General features: G+C 66.7%; 15 protein-coding genes. 11 read left to right on the top strand and 4 right to left on the bottom strand.

Annotated elements, in window-relative coordinates; genetic code table 11:
• Positions 1 to 1029 (top strand): diguanylate cyclase, encoded by a 1029-nt coding sequence (locus ACI1V7_RS12970; RefSeq protein ID WP_404532163.1) that lies wholly within the window; start codon positions 1 to 3, stop codon positions 1027 to 1029.
• Between the two features lie 102 nt (positions 1030 to 1131).
• Here ACI1V7_RS12970 and murB read toward each other — a convergent pair whose 3' ends face one another.
• The gene (gene murB / locus ACI1V7_RS12965) at positions 1132 to 2160 is read right to left on the bottom strand and encodes a UDP-N-acetylmuramate dehydrogenase (RefSeq protein WP_404532162.1); all 1029 of its coding nucleotides are present in this window, start codon (positions 2158 to 2160) and stop codon (positions 1132 to 1134) included.
• A 121-nt stretch (positions 2161 to 2281) separates the two neighbouring features.
• On the opposite strand from murB, the gene ACI1V7_RS12960 reads away from it, so the two are divergent.
• The 3 genes from ACI1V7_RS12960 (at position 2282) to ACI1V7_RS12950 (ending at position 6734) form a co-directional block, all read left to right on the top strand.
• Positions 2282 to 2767: a YajQ family cyclic di-GMP-binding protein gene (locus ACI1V7_RS12960; protein WP_404532161.1), complete on the top strand. Its 486-nt coding sequence runs from the start codon at positions 2282 to 2284 to the stop codon at positions 2765 to 2767.
• A gap of 185 nt (positions 2768 to 2952) precedes the next feature.
• Entirely contained in the window at positions 2953 to 4221 is a 1269-nt protein-coding gene (locus tag ACI1V7_RS12955) for a nitronate monooxygenase (RefSeq protein WP_404532160.1), read from the top strand.
• 113 nt (positions 4222 to 4334) lie between these two features.
• On the top strand, positions 4335 to 6734 hold the full coding sequence (locus tag ACI1V7_RS12950) for a sensor domain-containing protein (protein WP_404532159.1): 2400 nt from the start codon (positions 4335 to 4337) through the stop codon (positions 6732 to 6734).
• 9 nt (positions 6735 to 6743) lie between these two features.
• On the opposite strand, the gene ACI1V7_RS12945 is transcribed toward ACI1V7_RS12950, so the two are convergent.
• Positions 6744 to 7688, bottom strand: coding sequence for an exopolyphosphatase (locus ACI1V7_RS12945; protein WP_404532527.1), 945 nt, complete (start codon positions 7686 to 7688; stop codon positions 6744 to 6746).
• 289 nt (positions 7689 to 7977) lie between these two features.
• Here ACI1V7_RS12945 and ACI1V7_RS12940 point away from each other — a divergent pair, with 289 nt between their 5' ends.
• The 4 genes from ACI1V7_RS12940 to ACI1V7_RS12925 all read left to right on the top strand — a co-directional run bounded on the left by ACI1V7_RS12940 (position 7978) and on the right by ACI1V7_RS12925 (position 12760).
• Entirely contained in the window at positions 7978 to 9414 is a 1437-nt protein-coding gene (locus tag ACI1V7_RS12940; RefSeq protein WP_404532158.1) for a sensor histidine kinase, read from the top strand.
• Between the two features lie 70 nt (positions 9415 to 9484).
• Positions 9485 to 10264, top strand: a complete 780-nt coding sequence (locus ACI1V7_RS12935; protein ID WP_404532157.1) for a LytR/AlgR family response regulator transcription factor — start codon at positions 9485 to 9487, stop codon at positions 10262 to 10264.
• Positions 10265 to 10442: 178 nt separating this feature from the next.
• Positions 10443 to 11561, top strand: a complete 1119-nt coding sequence (locus tag ACI1V7_RS12930; protein ID WP_404532156.1) for a PAS domain-containing sensor histidine kinase — start codon at positions 10443 to 10445, stop codon at positions 11559 to 11561.
• A 167-nt stretch (positions 11562 to 11728) separates the two neighbouring features.
• Positions 11729 to 12760, top strand: coding sequence for a porin (locus tag ACI1V7_RS12925; RefSeq protein WP_404532155.1), 1032 nt, complete (start codon positions 11729 to 11731; stop codon positions 12758 to 12760).
• A 159-nt stretch (positions 12761 to 12919) separates the two neighbouring features.
• Here the strand turns inward: ACI1V7_RS12925 and ACI1V7_RS12920 are convergent, their stop codons facing one another.
• Both ACI1V7_RS12920 and ACI1V7_RS12915 read right to left on the bottom strand, forming a co-directional pair.
• On the bottom strand, positions 12920 to 13603 hold the full coding sequence (locus tag ACI1V7_RS12920) for a class I SAM-dependent methyltransferase (RefSeq protein ID WP_404532154.1): 684 nt from the start codon (positions 13601 to 13603) through the stop codon (positions 12920 to 12922).
• 11 nt (positions 13604 to 13614) lie between these two features.
• Entirely contained in the window at positions 13615 to 14556 is a 942-nt protein-coding gene (locus ACI1V7_RS12915) for a CysB family HTH-type transcriptional regulator (protein WP_404532153.1), read from the bottom strand.
• A gap of 171 nt (positions 14557 to 14727) precedes the next feature.
• Here ACI1V7_RS12915 and ACI1V7_RS12910 point away from each other — a divergent pair, with 171 nt between their 5' ends.
• From ACI1V7_RS12910 to ACI1V7_RS12900, 3 genes are read left to right on the top strand one after another with little or no spacing between them, the layout of a single operon-like run.
• Positions 14728 to 16416: a nitrite/sulfite reductase gene (locus ACI1V7_RS12910; protein ID WP_404532152.1), complete on the top strand. Its 1689-nt coding sequence runs from the start codon at positions 14728 to 14730 to the stop codon at positions 16414 to 16416.
• The gene (locus tag ACI1V7_RS12905; protein WP_404532151.1) at positions 16409 to 16960 is read left to right on the top strand and encodes a DUF934 domain-containing protein; all 552 of its coding nucleotides are present in this window, start codon (positions 16409 to 16411) and stop codon (positions 16958 to 16960) included. The genes ACI1V7_RS12910 and ACI1V7_RS12905 overlap by 8 nt, the downstream gene beginning before the upstream one ends.
• The gene (locus ACI1V7_RS12900; protein ID WP_404532150.1) at positions 16957 to 17673 is read left to right on the top strand and encodes a phosphoadenylyl-sulfate reductase; all 717 of its coding nucleotides are present in this window, start codon (positions 16957 to 16959) and stop codon (positions 17671 to 17673) included. Before ACI1V7_RS12905 ends, ACI1V7_RS12900 begins: the two co-directional genes overlap by 4 nt.
• Positions 17674 to 17699: the final 26 nt, after the last annotated feature.

The following is a 17699-nucleotide window of genomic DNA, read 5'->3' as shown; positions in this document are numbered from 1 at the left end:
ATGTCTGACAGTTCCAGCACCGCCGCCCCTTCCGACGCCATCGACGACCAGATGCGTGTCCTCCTGGTCGACGACCAGCGCATCATCGCCGAGGCCGTGCGACGCATGCTGGCCGGCCATCCCGAGATCGCCTTCCACGCCGTGGCGACGGCGGCCGAGGCCTTGCCCGCCGCGCTCGCGTGGCGCCCGACCGTGATCCTGCAGGACCTGGTGATGCCGGACGCGGACGGCTTCGCGCTGATCCGCGCCTACCGCGCCGAGGAGCAGCTGCGCGACGTGCCCGTGATCGTGCTGTCGACCAAGGAGGAACCGAGCCTGAAGGCGCAGGGCTTCGAGCTGGGCGCCAACGACTACCTCGTCAAGCTGCCCGACCGCCTGGAACTGGTGGCGCGCATCCGCCACCACTCGGCGGGCTACATCCGCCTGCTGCAGCGCGACGCCGCCTACCGCTCGCTGCGCGCGAGCCAGGAAGCGCTGGCCAGGGCCAACGAGGAATTGCAGAAGCTGGCCGCGCTCGACGGCCTGACCGGCATCGCCAACCGCCGCCGCTTCGACGAGGCCGCGCGCTTCGAATGGCAGCGCGGCCGCCGGCGCGGTTCGCCGCTGGCGCTGCTGCTGTGCGACGTCGACAGCTTCAAGCTGTACAACGACCATTTCGGCCATCCGGCCGGCGACCTGTGCCTCAAGAAAGCGGCGGCCGTGCTGACGGCCCAGTTGAAGCGCCCGGCCGACCTGGCGGCGCGCTACGGCGGCGAGGAATTCGCCCTGCTGCTGCCGGACACGGACCTGGCCGGCGCGCTGCAGCTGGCCGAATCCTGCCGCGCCGAGCTGGAACGCCAGGTCATGCCGCACCCGCGCGCCGATTGCGGCATCGTCACGATGTCGGTCGGCGTGGCCTGCGCCGTGCCGGACGACGACGCGACGCTGGAAGACCTGATCGAGGCGGCGGATTCGGCGCTGTACGCGGCCAAGCGCGGCGGGAGAAACCGGGTGCAGGCCGCGCGCACCGATCAACTTTCACCCCGCTGATGATACGTCGCCCCGGCGCAGGCCGGGGTCCGATTCATGCGCCGGCGGCGGCACTTCGTACTTGGGCCCCGGCCTGCGCCGGGACGACGATGTCGCTGCCGACTACACCATCACCGGCTCGGGCTCCAGCAGCACGCCGAAGCGTTCCTGCACGTCGTGCTGGATCGCCCGCGCCAGCGCCAGCACTTCCGCGCCGTCGGCGCCGCCATTGTTCACCAGCACCAGCGCCTGCTTCGGGTACACGCCGGCACGTCCCAGCGACCTGCCCTTCCAGCCGCAGCGGTCGATCAGCCAGCCGGCCGCCAGCTTCTCGGTGCCGTCGGGCTGCACGTGGTGCACCAGGTCCGGCCACGCCGCCAGCAGCCGCGCGCAGTGCTCGGGGCCGACCACGGGATTCTTGAAGAAGCTGCCGGCATTGCCGATGACGGCCGGGTCGGGCAGCTTGCGGCGGCGCACGGCGATGACGGCGTCGGCCACCTGGCGCGGCGTGGGCGCGGCGATGCCGGCCTCCTGCAAGGCGTTGGCCAGCTCGGCGTAGCGCAGGTTCGGCCCCCAGGCGCGCGGCAGCGCGAAGGTGACGTCGAGCACCACCAGGTCGCGGCCCTCTTCGTGCTTGAACACGCTGTCGCGGTAGCCGAAGCGGCAGGCGGCGGCGTCCATCGCGCGCGTGGCGCCGGTGGCGAAGTCGAACACCGTCAGCGCATGGAAGCGGTCCTTCACCTCGGCGCCGTAGGCCCCGATGTTCTGGATCGGCGAGGCGCCCACGGTGCCCGGGATCAGCGCCATGTTCTCCAGCCCGCCCAGGCCCTGGGCGATGGTCCATTCGACGAAGCCGTGCCAGGATTCGCCGGCGCGGGCGCGCACCAGGATCGCATCGGCCGTCTCGCCGACGATCTCCTTGCCCATCAGGCCCATGTGCAGCACGAGGCGCTCGACGGTATCCGCCGTGATCAGGAGGTTGCTGCCGCCGCCCAACACGAGGCGCGGCAGTGCGGCCAGGGCCGGGTCGGCGGCGATGGCGGCGAGCTGGCCGGGATCGGTCACGCGCAGGTAATGGCGCGCGCGGGCGGGGATGCCGAAGGTGTTGAAGCTCTGGAGCTGGACGTCGGAGGAAAGCAGGTCGGCTTGCATGGCTGGGGCTGGAAGTTTGCCGAGATTATAAGGCGATCCCGCCCCGGGTAGGCTCACGGTGGCGTTGTCCGTTAAAATACTGCCATCCCCAAGGGCAAGCTACGAATAAAGGAATAACACGATGCCATCGTTTGATGTGGTCTGCGAAGCAGACATGGTCGAAGTCAAGAACGCCGTCGAGCAATCCAACAAGGAAATCGGCACCCGTTTCGACTTCAAGGGCAGCTCGGCCAAGGTCGAGCAGAAGGAACGCGAGATCACCCTGTTCGGCGACGCCGACTTCCAGCTGGGCCAGGTACGCGACGTCCTGCTGGGCAAGATGACCAAGCGCAAGGTCGACGTCCGCTTCCTGGACGAAGGCAAGATCGAGAAGATCGGCGGCGACAAGGTCAAGCAGGTGCTGAAGGTGCGCAACGGCATCGAGACCGAGGACGCCAAGAAGATCACCAAGATCATCAAGGAAAGCAAGATGAAGGTGCAGGCCTCGATCCAGGGCGAGACCGTGCGCGTGACGGGCAAGGACCGCGACACCCTGCAGGAAGCGATCGCCCTGCTGCGCAAGGATGTCAAGGACCTGCCGCTGGAATTCAACAATTTCCGCGACTGAGCGTCCGGCACCCTGCTCCAGTCCGGCACGGCGCGGCACGGCCTGTTTTCGCACGGTCGTGCTCGCTCGATGGGACAAAAAGCCCTCTCGGGCCACGCCTGCACTGAGGTAGAATGCGGGTTGCGCCGGCACGCCGGTTCCGGCGACGCGCGCCAGGTCGATAGTTCGGTAGTTTAAGGATAGCAATGAAACGTGTTGATGATTTCCGCCTGCGTATGGGCAACAAGGAATACGTGCCCATCATGATCGGCGGAATGGGCGTGGATATTTCGACGTCCGAGCTCGCCCTCGAAGCGGCCCGCCTCGGCGGCATCGGCCACATTTCCGACGCCATGGTGCCGGACGTGTCGGACCGCAAGTTCGATACCAGCTTCGTCAAGGAAAAGACCAAGCTCTACAAGGCCAACATCAACAACATGGACAAGTCGTCCGTGAAATTCGACCTCGACCGCCTGGCCGAGGCGACGCGCCTGCACGTGGGCGCGACCATGGCGGCGAAGAAGGGCGATGGCCTGATCTTCGTGAACTGCATGGAAAAGCTGACCATGAACGCGCCGAAGGAAACGCTGCGCACGCGCCTGTCGGCCGCGCTCGACGCGGGCATCGACGGCATCACCATGTCGGCCGGCCTGCACCTCGGTTCCTTCGAGCTGATCAAGGACCACCCGCGCTTCCGCGATGCCAAGCTGGGCACCATCGTCTCTTCCGTGCGCGCGCTGCAGCTGTTCCTGCGCAAGGTCTCGCGCCTGGACCGCCTGCCCGACTTCCTCGTCGTCGAAGGTCCGCTGGCCGGCGGCCACCTGGGCTTCGGCATCGACGACTGGCAGGACTACGACCTGCACACGATCGTCGACGAACTGCTGGCCTTCATGAAGGCCGAGCAGCTGGACATCCCCCTGATCGCCGCGGGCGGCATCTTCACGGGCAGCGACGCCGTCGGCTTCCTGGAAAAAGGCGTGGCCGGCGTGCAGGTGGCGACCCGCTTCACGATCACCCACGAATGCGGCCTGCCGGACGAGGTCAAGCAGGAATACATCCGTGCCACCGAGGACGACATCATCGTCAACGGCGTGTCGCCGACCGGCTATCCGATGCGCATGCTCAAGCAGACGCCGGCGATCGGCTCCGGCATCCGCCCCGGTTGCGAATCCTACGGCTACCTGCTGGACGCCACCGGCAACTGCGCCTACATCAATTCGTACAACCGCGAAGTGATGGCCAACCCCGGATCGAAGAACATCCAGGTCTTCGACAAGACCTGCCTGTGCACGCACATGCGCAACTTCAATTGCTGGACCTGCGGTTCGACCACCTACCGCCTGAAGGACACGACCCACAAGCTGGCCGACGGCAGCTACCAGATCCTGTCCGCCGAGCACGTGTTCAAGGATTACCAGTTCAGCGTCGACAACCAGATCGCCCTGCCCCCGCGCCAGGACGAAGCGGCGGCCTGAGCCAGGTCGCGGCGATGACGACGGCGTGCTGCGGCACGCCGTTGTTGTTTTCGGATGGAACGCGACGCCACCTTCTGCTGTCCAATGGCAGTTGACCCAGAGGGAGTGCGCGCATGTCCGAGACCGAACACCCGGCCCGGGTCGTCTTCATGACGGACGAGGCCGGCAACATCCTCACCTGGAATGCCGCCTGCGCCGCCCTGTTCGGCCTGGACGCCACCCGCATCCTCGGACGCACCGTCACCACCCTGTTTTCGCCCGCCGGCCGCGATGCCTGGAGCGTGGGCTGGGCCGCACTCATGCGCAACCGGGACGCGCACCGCGATGCCGAGGTCCGCGTCGACCTCGACTGCGCCGGACGGGCCGTGGCCGCCGTCCTGGTGCTGGCACCGCAGCTCGACCGCGACGGCAGCCTGCTCGGCTGGGCCGTGGCCGTCGCCACCGACGGCGACCGCGATGCGTCGGAGATCACGCGGGTGGCGCGCACGCCCCTCTCGTCCATCGTGCACATGTTTCCGGGCACGTTCTACGTCGTCGATCGGGAAGGCCGGCTGGTGTTGTGGAACCGCAATTTCGAGCGCGTGACGGAGCTGACACCGGACGAGCTCGCGGTGACGCGCGTGCCCCAGATGCTGGAACTGCCCCAGCGCCCCACCTGGGCCGATGCGATGCGCCGCGTGTTCGAGGACGGCGGCGAATTCAGTTTCGAACTCGACTACGTGTCCCGCAGCGGGCGCACGACGGCGCTGCTGCTGTCCGGCGCGCGCGTCGACGTCGACGGCAACGACTACCTGTTCGGCATGGGCATCAACATCGATGTGCGGCGCGCTCGCGAACAGCAGTTGCGCCTGCGCGAGCGGGCGCTGCACGCCGCCAGCAACGGCATCCTGATCACCCGCTGCGAAGGCCGGCGCAACCTCATCGAATACGTCAACCCGGCCTTCGAGCGCATCACCGGCTATGCCGCCGGCGACGTCCTCGGCCGCGACCCGCGCCTGATGGGCGCGCCCGGCATGGACGCCGCCGAGCGCGGCGCGCTGCGCGAGGCGATCGTCGCCCACCACAGCGCCCATGTGGTCATGCGCAACCTGCGCAAGAACGGGGAGCTGTACTGGACCGACCTGAGCATCACGCCCGTGCACGACGAGCATGGCGTCGTCACGCACTACATCGGCGTGCTGCTCGACGTCACGGCGACCAAGCTGCGCACGGCCCACCTGGAGCACGAGGTCAACCACGACCCGTTGACGGGACTGGCCAACCGCAACCTGCTGTGGGACCGGCTGGAACAGGCGCTGCACCTGGCCCAGCGCCAGAACGCGCTGGTAGCCACGGTGCTGATCGACCTCGACAAGTTCAAGCTGATCAACGACACCTATGGCCACGAGGCCGGCGACGTGGTGCTGAAGGTGGTGGCGCGGCGCCTGCAGGCCTCGGTGCGCGACAGCGACACGGTGGCGCGCATGTCGGGCGACGAATTCGTGCTGATTTTGGCCAACCAGCCGTCGCTGCGCTTCACGCTGCGCATGGTCGAGCGGCTGCGCCAGAGCTTCGTCATCCCCGTCTCGTTCAACGGCAGGGAGATCCCCGTCGGCGCCAGCGTTGGCGTCGCGCTGTACCCGCACGACGGCGCCACGGCGGCCGAGCTGGTGCGCTCGGCCGACCTGGCCATGTACCACGGCAAGGCCAACGGCCGCAACGACGTCCACTTCTTTTCCAGCGATATGAAGTCCAGCAACGAGGCCAAGCAGCGCATCGAAGTGGCGCTGCGCGAGGCGCTGGACAACGATGAAATGTTCCTGTTGTACCAGCCGCGCATGGCGGTCGCCACCGGCAAGGTCAGCGGCTTCGAGGCGCTGCTGCGCTGGCGCCATCCGGAACAGGGCGTGCTGGCGCCGGCGCGCTTCCTGTCCGAGGCCGAGGAAAGCGGAACCATCGTGCAGATCGGCCAGCAGGTGCTGGACCACGCCTGCGCCTTCGCCGCTTCGCTGCGCGACCAGGGCCATGGCGACGTGCCGGTGACGGTCAACGTATCCTACCGCGAGTACACCCAGCCGGGTTTCCTGGACGGGCTGGCGGAGCGGCTGGCGCGCTGGCAGCTGGCGCCGCACAGCCTGCAGCTGGACCTGCGCATCGACGAACTGATCCGCAACCCGGCGCTGGGGCGCGAGCTGGCCGAGCAGCTGCGCGGACTCGGCGTGGACGTGTCGGTGGATGGCTTCGGCGCCGGCCTGTGCGACCTGGGCTACCTGCAGCAGCTGTCCGCGAGCCAGGTCAAGCTGGCGCACGGCACCGTGCACGCGCTCGCCGACGGCGGCGCGGCGGTGGCCAAGAGCCTGATCGACATCGGGCACAACCTGGACATGGAAGTCGTCGGCGAAGCGGTCGAGACCGAGCCGCAGGCGGCCTTCCTGAAGTCGCACGGCTGCGACCAGGTGCAGGGCACCTGGTTCAGCCAGCCGCTCGAGGAGGAAGAAGCAAGAAAACTGTTGCGCGAACACCAGCCGGCGTAGGGCCGTCCCTCAACCCTCGCTGGTGATGCGCTTGACCAGCGCGCCCAGCACGTCCTCGGCCATGTCGTTCGAGACCTGGCAGGTGCCCGCATTCTCGTGGCCGCCGCCGCCGTATTCGAGCATCAGCGCGCCGATATGCGTGTTCGACGTGCGGTTCAGGATCGACTTGCCGGTCGCGAACACCGTGTTCTGCTGCTTCAGGCCCCACAGCACGTGGATCGAGATGTTCGTTTCCGGGAACAGCGCATAGATGATGAAGCGGTTGCCCGCATAGATCACGGGCTCCTCGCGCAGGTCGAGCACGACCAGGTTGCCGTGCACCCGGGCGCAGCGCCGGATCTGCTCCTTGCACAGCGCATCGTGCTCGAAGTACAGCTTGACCCGCTCCTGCACGTCCGGCAGCGCCATGATCTGGTCGATCGTGTAGTTGCGGCAGGCGTCGATGAGGCTCATCATGAGCTGGTAGTTCGAGATGCGGAAGTCGTGGAAACGTCCCAGGCCCGTGCGCGCATCCATCAGGAAATTGAGCAGGTTCCAGCCCTGCGGCTCGAGCACTTCCTCGCGCGAGAACCGCGCCGCGTCGCCCTTGTCGACGGCATCCATCATGTCGCGCCAGGCGGCCGGGAAGGCGCGCGTGGCGCCGTAGTAGTCGTAGACGACGCGCGCGGCGGACGGGGCGCGCGGATCGATCACGTGGTTCTCGCGGCTGTTGCCGGCGCCGGCGCGCAGGGTCTCGGACGCGTGGTGGTCGAAGGCCAGGTGGGCACCGGCCACGTAGGGCAGATTGGTCGTGATGTCGCCCGCATCAATCGCGATCTTTCCGTCCTGCATGTCCTTCGGATGGACGAACAGGATGTCGTCGATGAGGTCGAGATGCTTGAGCAGGACCGCGCAGACCAGGCCATCGAAGTCGCTGCGGGTGACTAGGCGGTAACGTTTCGGAACGGCAGACATCGGCATACCCCTTTCATGGCGAGAAACAAGGAACGATGGGCTGGCGCGGCCAGGACCTCATCCATCATACGCCGCAAAATTTCCAATTGACAGTCTTTCTATACGGCACTATTTTTTCCGTCCGATGCAGTCCAGGACGCGAATCCTGCAGGCTGTCGCATGGCGCTGGCACGACGGCGCGCACTGCACTAAAGTTGCAACATCCCAATGACAGCAATATGCTTGGGGGATGCGGGCATGCGGTTTCGCCCACCGATCACGCTCTCCACCACGCTCACGCCACCGCTTCATGCCGAACCGTCCCTCTTCCACCCAGCAAACGCTCAGCCACACGCTGTCCTCCGCCTATCGCGCGTTCGACGCCGTGGCGACGTGGGTGACGCAACTGTCCTGGTGGAAGTTTTTCCTGTTCGCCGCGCTGATGCTGATCGCCGGCCAGATCCTGCAGGACGAATTGTTCTCCAGCCACGATGACGACATGGCGCGCGTCGAGCACAATGCCCGCCGCAACGAGCCCAGCATCATCATCGACGACAACGGCATCCGCATCAGCCCGCGCAAGGGGCAGCGCCCCGTCACAATCGATCCCGATGCCGAGGCCGCCAAGGCCGAGCAGGCGGCCAAGGAGGCCGCAGGGCACGCGGCCGAGGTAGAAGGCGCCGTCGACCGCACCCAGGCCGCCCGCGATGCGGCCGAGGCCATGCGCGAGGAAGCGGCGAGCCGTGGGGACGGTGCCACGCCCGCCACCCCGGCCACCCCAGCGGCGCCAGCGACACCGGCCGCCCCGGCGACACCGGCGACACCGGCCACCCCGGCCCGGTCGGCCGACGGCCATCCGGTCGCCAAGACCGTGCGCGGTCCCAACGGCGGCGAAGTCCATATCGACCTGCCGCCGCAGATCGGCGAGGAACTGTCCGATGCGATCGAGGCCGCCGTCGACGATGCGGCCGAAGCCAAGGCGCGCAGCTACCACAAGCAGGCATCGACCTGGTTCACCAGCTTCGTCTGGCTGCTGGTGCTGGCACTGTTCGGCACCAAGGCGCTGGTGGGCGGCAAGAAGCGCGCCGAGGCGGAGATGCAGACGGCGACCGCCGCGGCCGAGCGCGAATCGATGCAGCGCCAGCTGTCCGAGGCGAAGATGCAGGCCATGCAGGCCCAGGTCGAGCCGCACTTCCTGTTCAATACGCTGGCCTCGGTCGAGCACCTGATCGAGACGGACCCGCCGCGCGCCTCGGCCATGCAGCGCACGCTGATCCAGTACCTGCGCGCCGTGATCCCGCAGATGCGCGACGCCAACCTCTCGACGAACCTGGGGCGCGAGCTCGACATGGTCAACGCCTACCTCGACCTGCTCAAGATGCGCATGGAGGAACGCCTGACCGTGACGCTGCGGGTGCCTGCCGGCCTGCGCAGCGCCGCCTTCCCGCCGATGATGCTGCAGTCGATGGTGGAAAACGCGATCAAGCACGGCCTCGAATGCAAGCCCGAGGGCGGCCACCTGGACGTGAATGCGGAGATCGTCGACAGCAAGCTGCGCGTCACCGTCACCGACGACGGCGTCGGTTTCGGCGTCATGCCCAGCAAGGGCACGGGCCTGGGCCTGTCGAACATCCGCGAGCGCCTGAAGCTGCTGCATGGCGAAGCCGGGCAATTGCACATCGCCGCGAACAGCCCCAGCGGCGTCATCGCCACCATCGAAGTCCCCTACCAGCTGGCGGACAAGTAAGCAGCCCGGGTATTGCCTGCCGGCGCATTTCATTGAATAATCGACATAATCCAACCCATCCGATCCGACCATGCCTACCGCAATCATTGCCGATGACGAAAGACTGATGCGCGACCTGCTGCGCACCCGACTGTCCCAGGTATGGCCGGAACTGCAGATCGTGGGCGAGGCCAAGAACGGCGACGAAGCCGTGCAGCTGGTGGCCGAGCTCAAGCCCGACCTCACCTTCCTCGACATCCGCATGCCGGGCAAGACGGGCATGGACGCGGCGCGCGACATCGGCGACGCCAGCCGGGTCGTGTTCGTCACCGCCTACGACGAGTACGCCGTCGAGGCGTTCGAGCGCGGCGCCATCGACTACGTGCTGAAGCCGCCCGAGCCCGAGCGCCTCAAGATCACCGTCGACCGCCTCAAGGAGCGCCTGGCCGCGCCGGCGGCGACCCAGGCGCAGGCGGCGAACGTCAACGACACGGTGACCGCCATGCTGAGCCAGCTGGCCGAGAAGATCGCCGCGCCCAAGCCGAAATACCTGCAGTGGATCCAGGCCAGCATCGGCCAGGACCTGCGCATGATCCCCGTCGAGGAAATCCTGTTCTTCCGGTCGGACGAAAAATATACCTGCGTCCAGACCGAGAAATTCGAAGCGCTGATCCGCAAGCCCGTGCGCGACCTGGCCGAGGAACTGGACCCGGCGCTGTTCTGGCAGATCCACCGCGCCACGCTGGTGAACGTGAATGCCATCGAAGGGGTGACGCGCGACATCCGCGGCCGCCACCTGGTCCTGGTCAAGGGCCGCTCGGAAAAACTCGAAGTCAGCCGCAGCTTCCTGCACCTGTTTAAGCAAATGTAAGTGGCTGCCGCGGCGCCCGGCACGATTGTCGGGCGTCAAGCCAGCCGTCCTGCGCAGCGCGTAAGGTAATGCCTGATCCCGACAGGGTCGCCTTCCCATGAACCGACCGCGCCGCCCCCGCTCCTCCGGCTGGCCCGCATCCCGCTCCCCAGCACCGCGCCGCCTGCCCCGCACGGCCATGCTCGCAACCGGTGTTGCCCTGGGATTCGCCGCCGGCCGCCTGCTGGGCCGGCGCCGACGCCAGGAGCCCCATACCGTGCCGGCCAGCCGCCAGTTCCTCAACCATGCCAGCGAAGCCATCATCTCGGCCGACCTGTCCAACATCATCGTCATGGCCAACCCGGCCGCCGCCCAGTTGTTCGACACCAGCGTCGAACAGATGGTCGGCAGTCCGCTGGGCCGCTATATCGAGGCGCCCGCCGACCTGATCCAGGAGCCGGCCGACTTCTTCCGCGCCGGCAGCGGCCGCGCGGGGCGCCGCTCCACCGACTATGCCGTCACCGGCAAGCGCAGCGACGGCCGCCGCTTCCCCATCGAAGGCTCCGTTTCGCGCGCCAACGAAGGGGCGCCGTTCTATACGGTGGTCATGCGCGACGTCTCGGAGCGGCGCCGCGTGCAGGACAAGCTGAGCCAGTCGCACGACCAGCTGCGCCAGCTCTCGGCCGCGCTGCAGACGATCCGCGAGGAGGAGCGCACGCACATCGCGCGCGAGCTGCACGACGACCTGGGCCAGCTGCTGGCCTCGCTGCGCATGGACCTGACGCTGCTGCAGCAATCGCCCGACGCCACCCCGGCCGGCCTGCGCCTGATGCAGGGCATGGAAGCGAACCTGCTCACCGCCATCACCTCGCTGCGCCGCATCGCCAGCAACCTGCGCCCGCGCGCCCTCGACGAGGGCGGCCTGTTCTTCGCGCTGCAGGGCCTGCGCGACGACTTCGTCGAGCGCCATGCGATTCCCTGCACGCTGCTGGCCGACGAGGCCGAGCTGCGCCTGGACGATGCCGCCAGCACGGCGATCTTCCGCATCGTCCAGGAAGCGCTGACCAACATCGCCCGCCACGCCGAGGCCACCAGCGTGACGATGAATTTGTTCCGGCTGAACGATGAACTCCTGATCACGATCCGCGACGATGGCCGCGGCATCCGCCCGGAAGACATGGAAAAGGCCGAGTCGCTGGGCCTGATCGGCATGCGCGAGCGGGTCTGGGCCATGCACGGCGATATCACCATCGGTGCCGACGAACCGGTCGGCACCCGGATCGACATCGTGCTGCCCGTGGCTGGTCACCTGGCATAAGGCGATGGCGCAAGCGGCAAAAAGACAATAGTATGTGGTGTAATAGCAACGTTTCGTTTTGTCATCAAAACGACATACTGCTCCGATAAGATGCCCCCCGATCACTGAGGTCGTTCCAAAAAGGAAAGACCCCCTGACTCGAACGACATCTAATTGGAGAATCCTGAATGCAAGCCAAACGCCTGGTTGCCGCCCTGGTAGCCGCTACCCCGCTGTTCGCCGCCGCCCAATCCAACGTGACCCTGTACGGTATCCTGGACGCTGCCATCTCGTCCCAGGACACCGGCGGTCCGGAAGGCCGCACCACCGTGGTCAACTCGGGCAACCAGTCGAGCAGCCGCTTCGGCTTCAAAGGCTCGGAAGACCTGGGCAATGGCCTGAAAGCCATCTTCAACCTGGAAGCCGGCGCCTCGATCGATACCGGCGCCGCCGACTCGAACCTGTTCCAGCGCCGCGCAGTGGTGGGCCTGGAAGGCGACTTCGGCGCCATCACCCTGGGCCGCGAATACTCGCCGATCGCCTCGGTCGCCGCTGCCACCGACGCCTTCGGCCAGGGCTTCTACGGCTCGAACCTGTCGGCGTTCACCACGAACCGCCTGACCCGCCGCATGAACAACTCGGTGAGCTACAAGAGCGCATCGTTCGGCGGCCTGAAGCTGCTGGCCGCCTACGCCGCCGGCGAAGCCAAGACCGCAACTACCCCGAACGTGCCGAACGGCGACCTGAAAGGCGTCGGCCTGGAATACACGCTGGGCGGCCTGTACGTTGGCGGTGCTTACCACACCATCAAGCGCCTGGCGACCGACGATGACAAGGAATCGACGATCGGCGCCGCCTACAAGTTCGACCAACTGGGCGGCTTCGAACTGAAAGGCAACTGGATGCAGGCCGACCGCGCCGGCACCCCGGCCAAGTACAAGCAGTACAACCTGGGCGGCTCGATGCCGTTCGGCATGCACCGCGTGTACGCCAACTTCCAGCAGCAGAAACAAGGCGACGCCAAGGGCAACACCTGGGCACTGGCCTACACCTACTCGCTGTCGAAGCGTACCAACCTGTACGCGTCGTACGCCGACCTGGACAACAACCGCATCAGCGTGTTCGGCCTGACCTCGTCGTCGGTCACCATCGCTCCGCCGGCCACCTCGCTGGGCGCGGATCCGAAAGTGCTGTCGCTGGGCGTCCGTCACACCTTCTAATCGGGTGACCATGTGGTGGGGTGATTGATGCCGGGGGCATCAATCACGATGCCCACCCTGCGAAAAACGGCGGTGAGGGAGCAATCCCCACCGCCGTTTTCAATTAACGCCTCACAATTCACGTAGGGTGGGCACCACGTGCCACCGATGCCACGCCCGCTATTTCAAGCGGCAGGTCAGCACCCACACCGTATCCCAGCGCGCCACGCGGATCTCGCGCGCCACGTTCGCCAGCCGCTTCTTGAGGCTGCTGTCGGTCGGGTAGTTCTTCGGCAGCTCGATGCGCTCGCCGTCCGGGGTGTTCACGATCTGCCAGGTATTGCCCTGGGCATCGGTGCGCGCCACGGGCAGGCTCATGCCTTCGATGTAGTTTTCGTCCAGTACGATCAGCAGCACGTCCTTGCCCAGGCGCTTGCGCAGCGTCGCCAGCAGCTGCTCCTGGTGCGCGCGCGTCAGGTGCGACCACCAGAAACCCGTGAACACGGCCTTCACGGGATCGACGCCGTCCGGCACCAGGTCGGCCGGCAGGTCCAGCGCGTCGGCCTGCACGAAAGTGACGAGGTCCTCGTCCAGGCCGCGCTCGCGGGCCTGTTCCAGCATCGCCGGCTCGCTGTCGACGGCGATCACGTGGCCGGCCACGTCGGCCAGGATCTCCGTGAAGCGGCCCGTGCCGCAGGCCAGTTCCAGCACCGTCATGCCTTCCACCAGGCCGGCGACGCCGTCGGCCACTTCCTCGATGTCTTCGCTGCGCTCCTCGTCTTCCTCGATGGCGTCGTAGTCCGCCGCGATGGCGGCGTAGTAGCGGGCGACGGCGTCGCGGTCCTTGTCGGTCGAATCAGTCATTGCTTGCTTCTTTATAGCTCATAGGTTTCGCTGCTGCCGCGCATCGCGGCCTCGACCATCTTGCGGTTGAGGGTCGGTGCCAGCAGCTCGATGAAGGTGTACACATAGCTGCGCAGGTAGGCGCCATGCTTGACGGCCACGCGCGAGACGTTCATGCCGAACAGCTGGCCCACGGGGATCGCGCGCAGGTTGCGGTCGCGCTCCGGGTCGAAGGCCATGCCGGCGATGATGCCGACGCCCATGCCCAGCTCCACATAGGTCTTGATGACGTCGGCGTCGATCGCTTCCAGCAGCACGTCCGGCTTCAGGTGGCGCAGCTCGAAGGCGTGATCCACCTTGCTGCGGCCGGCGAAGGCGGCATCGTACGTGATCAGCGGGTATTCCGCGATCTCTTCCAGCGAAATCGCCTTCGAACGGGTCAGCGGATGCTCGTGCGGCACCACCAGCACGTGCTCCCACTGGTAGCACGGCAGCGTGATCAGGCCGTCGACGGCGGCGATCGACTCGGTCGCGATGGCCAGGTCGGCCTGGTCGTTCTTGACCATGTCGGCGATCTGGCGCGGATTGCCCTGCAGCAGCGACAGGCGCACCTTGGGAAAGCGCTGCATGAAGCCCTGCACCACCTTCGGCAGCATGTAGCGCGCCTGCGTGTGGGTGGTGGCGATGGTGAAGCTGCCGCTGTCCTGGGCCGCGTATTCCTTGCCGATGCGCTTGAGGCTGTCGATCTCCTGCATGATCAGCTCGACCGAGTTCAGCACCAGGCGGCCCGGTTCCGTCAGTCCGCGGATGCGCTTGCCGTGGCGCGTGAAGATGTCGACGCCGAGCTCTTCCTCCAGCTCGATGATGGCCTTGGAGACGCCCGGTTGCGACGTGAACAGCGCCTTGGCGGCGTCGGTCAGGTTGAAATTCTGGCGGACCGCTTCACGTACGAAGCGTAATTGGTGAAGGTTCATTTTGTCTGGTTATCAATCCCTGACCAGCATTTTACAAGCTTGCTTATGCCGCAGGCTCATATAAGCAAATAAATTCTCGGTAGTTTGGAATAAAGCGTCATTTTATTAATATTCCAGGTAGTTTGGGTCAGGACTTGGCCCGCCCCCACAGGAACGCCCCCAGGAATCGCCATGTATCGCTACGACCAGTACGACCACCTCATCGTCCGCGAACGCATCGCCCAGTACCGTGACCAGGTACGGCGCCGCCTCGCCGACGAACTGACGGAAGAAGAATTCCTCCCGCTGCGCCTGCAGAACGGCCTGTACCTGCAGCGCCATGCCTACATGCTGCGCATCGCGGTGCCGTACGGCCTGCTGTCGACGGCGCAGATGCGCATGTTCGCCCACATCGCCCGCACCTACGACCGTGGCTACGGCCACTTCACCACGCGCCAGAACATCCAGTTCAACTGGATCGAACTGGAACAGACCCCGGACATCCTGACGGACCTGGCCTCCGTCGAGATGCATGCGATCCAGACTTCGGGCAATTGCATCCGCAACATCACGACCGACGAATACGCGGGCACCGCGGCCGACGAGCTCGTCGACCCGCGCCCGTTCGCCGAGATCCTGCGCCAGTGGAGCACCTTCCACCCCGAGTTCATCGCGCTGCCGCGCAAGTTCAAGATCGCCATCAACGGTGCCGTCGAGGACCGCGCCGCCATCGCCGTGCACGACATCGGCCTGACCGCCGTGCGCAATGCGGCGGGCGAAGTCGGCTTCAAGTTCATGGTCGGAGGCGGCATGGGCCGTACCCCGATCCTGGGCAGCGTCATCAACGAGTTCGTCCATTGGACCGACCTGCTGACCTACACGGAAGCCGTGATGCGCGTGTACAACCAGTTCGGCCGCCGCGACAACAAGTACAAGGCCCGCATCAAGATCCTCGTGAAGGCCGTGGGCGCCGAGGAATTCGCGCGCATGGTCGAGCAGGAGTTCGCCGACCTCAAGGGCGGCCCGGAAACGCTGACCAGGGAAGAACTGGACCGCGTGGCCGTCTGGTTCAATCCGAAGCCCTATCGAACGCTGGCCGCCGTCGATCCGCTGGCGGACCACGCGGGCGACCGCGCCTTCGCCAACTGGCTGCAGCGCAACGTCAAGCCGCACAAGGTGCCGGGCTATGCCTCGGTCGTGCTGTCGCTGAAGAAGACGGGCGTGCCGCCGGGCGATGCCTCGGCCGACCAGATGGACGTCGTCGCCGACCTGGCCGACCGCTACAGCTTCGGCGAACTGCGCGTGACGCACGAGCAGAACCTCGTGCTGGCCGACGTCGAGCAGTCGCAGCTGTACGAGGTGTGGCAGCAGGCCAGGGCGCACGGCATGGCCACGCCGAACATCGGCCTCTTGACCGACATCATTTCCTGCCCGGGCGGCGATTACTGCTCGCTGGCCAACGCGAAATCGATCCCGATCGCGGCCGCCATCGCCCAGCGCTTCGACGACCTCGACTACCAGCACGACATCGGCGACATCGAGCTGAACATCTCCGGCTGCATCAACGCCTGCGGCCACCACCACGTGGGCCACATCGGCATCCTCGGCGTCGACAAGGACGGTGCCGAGTGGTACCAGGTGTCGATCGGCGGCGCCCAGGGCAACCAGTCGGCCATCGGCAAGATCATCGGCCCCTCGTTCTCGGCGCCGCAGATGCCGGAAGTCGTGCAGCGCCTGCTCGACGTCTATGTGCGCGAACGCGTCGAGGGCGAGCGCTTCGTCGACGTGGCGCAGCGCCTGGGCATCGCGCCGTTCAAGGAACACGTGTACGCCACGCCGATCGTGGCCGCAGCAACCGCCGGAGAAGAGCAGCATGCTTAATCAGCACCCCCACATCATCAAGGGCCGCGACGTGGTCGCCGACGACTGGAGCGTCCTGACCCTCGACGAGGGCCAGGCGCCCGACACCGTCGACGTCCCGGCCGGCAAGATCATCGTTCCCCTCGCCGTGTGGCAAGCCCAGCGCGAGCAATTGCTGCAGCGCGCCGACATCGGCATCTGGTTCGCGCCGGACGAGCTGGCCCACACGGTCAAGGACGACCTCGGCCGCTTCGGCGTGGTCGCCGTCGACTTCCCGAAATTCACGGACGGCCGCGGCTATTCGATCGCCTACAACCTGCGGCGTCGTTTGGGGTATCAGGGCGAGCTGCGCGCCATCGGCGACGTGCTGCGCGACCAGCTGTTCCAGATGCAGCGCTGCGGCTTCGACGCCTACGCCACGCGCCCGGACCGCGACATCCACGAGGCACTCAAGGGCCTGACCGTGTTCTCGCAGACCTACCAGGCGTCCGTCGACACGCCGCTGCCCCTGTTCCGCCGGGCCCACCGCGGTGTCGGGCCGAGCGGCGCCCAGGACCAGCCATGAGCGACCTGAACGCGCGCGTGGCCGCGACCCGCGCCATCCTGGAACGCATCGCCGCCGAGTTCTCGCCCGCCACCTTCGCCTCCAGCCTGGCCGCCGAGGACATGGTCCTGACGGACCTGATCCTGAAGGCGGGCCTGCCGATCTCCATCTTTTCGCTGGAGACGGGCCGCCTGCACGCGGAAACGCTGGCCGTGCTGGACAAGGTCAAGGAACGCTACGGCCACGAGATCGCCCTGTACCGCCCGCAGGCGGCGCTGGTCGACGAGTACGTCGGCAAGAACGGCCTGAACGCCTTCTACGACAGCGTCGAGCTGCGCAAGGGCTGCTGCTACGTGCGCAAGGTCGAGCCTCTGGGCCGCGCCCTGGCGGGCAAGAAAGCCTGGATCACGGGCCAGCGCCGCGCCCAGTCGAGCACGCGCGCCGAGCTGGCCGTGCAGGAACACGACGCCGCCCACGGCATGGAGAAATTCAATCCGCTGGCCGACTGGTCCGAAGAAGACGTGTGGAACTACATCCGCGCCGAAGGCGTGCCCTACAACGCCCTGCACGACCGCGGCTATCCATCGATCGGCTGCGAGCCCTGCACCCGCGCGGTCCAGCCGGGCGAGGACGTGCGCGCCGGTCGCTGGTGGTGGGAAAACCCGGAATCGAAGGAATGCGGACTGCACCTCGTGGACGGCAAACTCATCCGTATCAAATCCGTGGCCGCCTGACGCGGCCGCACACAGACAGGCAAGCC

The organism is Massilia paldalensis (assembly GCF_044901715.1).
In the GTDB taxonomy this organism is placed as follows: Bacteria; Pseudomonadota; Gammaproteobacteria; order Burkholderiales; family Burkholderiaceae_D; genus Telluria; species Telluria paldalensis.
This window is presented reverse-complemented; position numbering and strand designations above follow the sequence as displayed.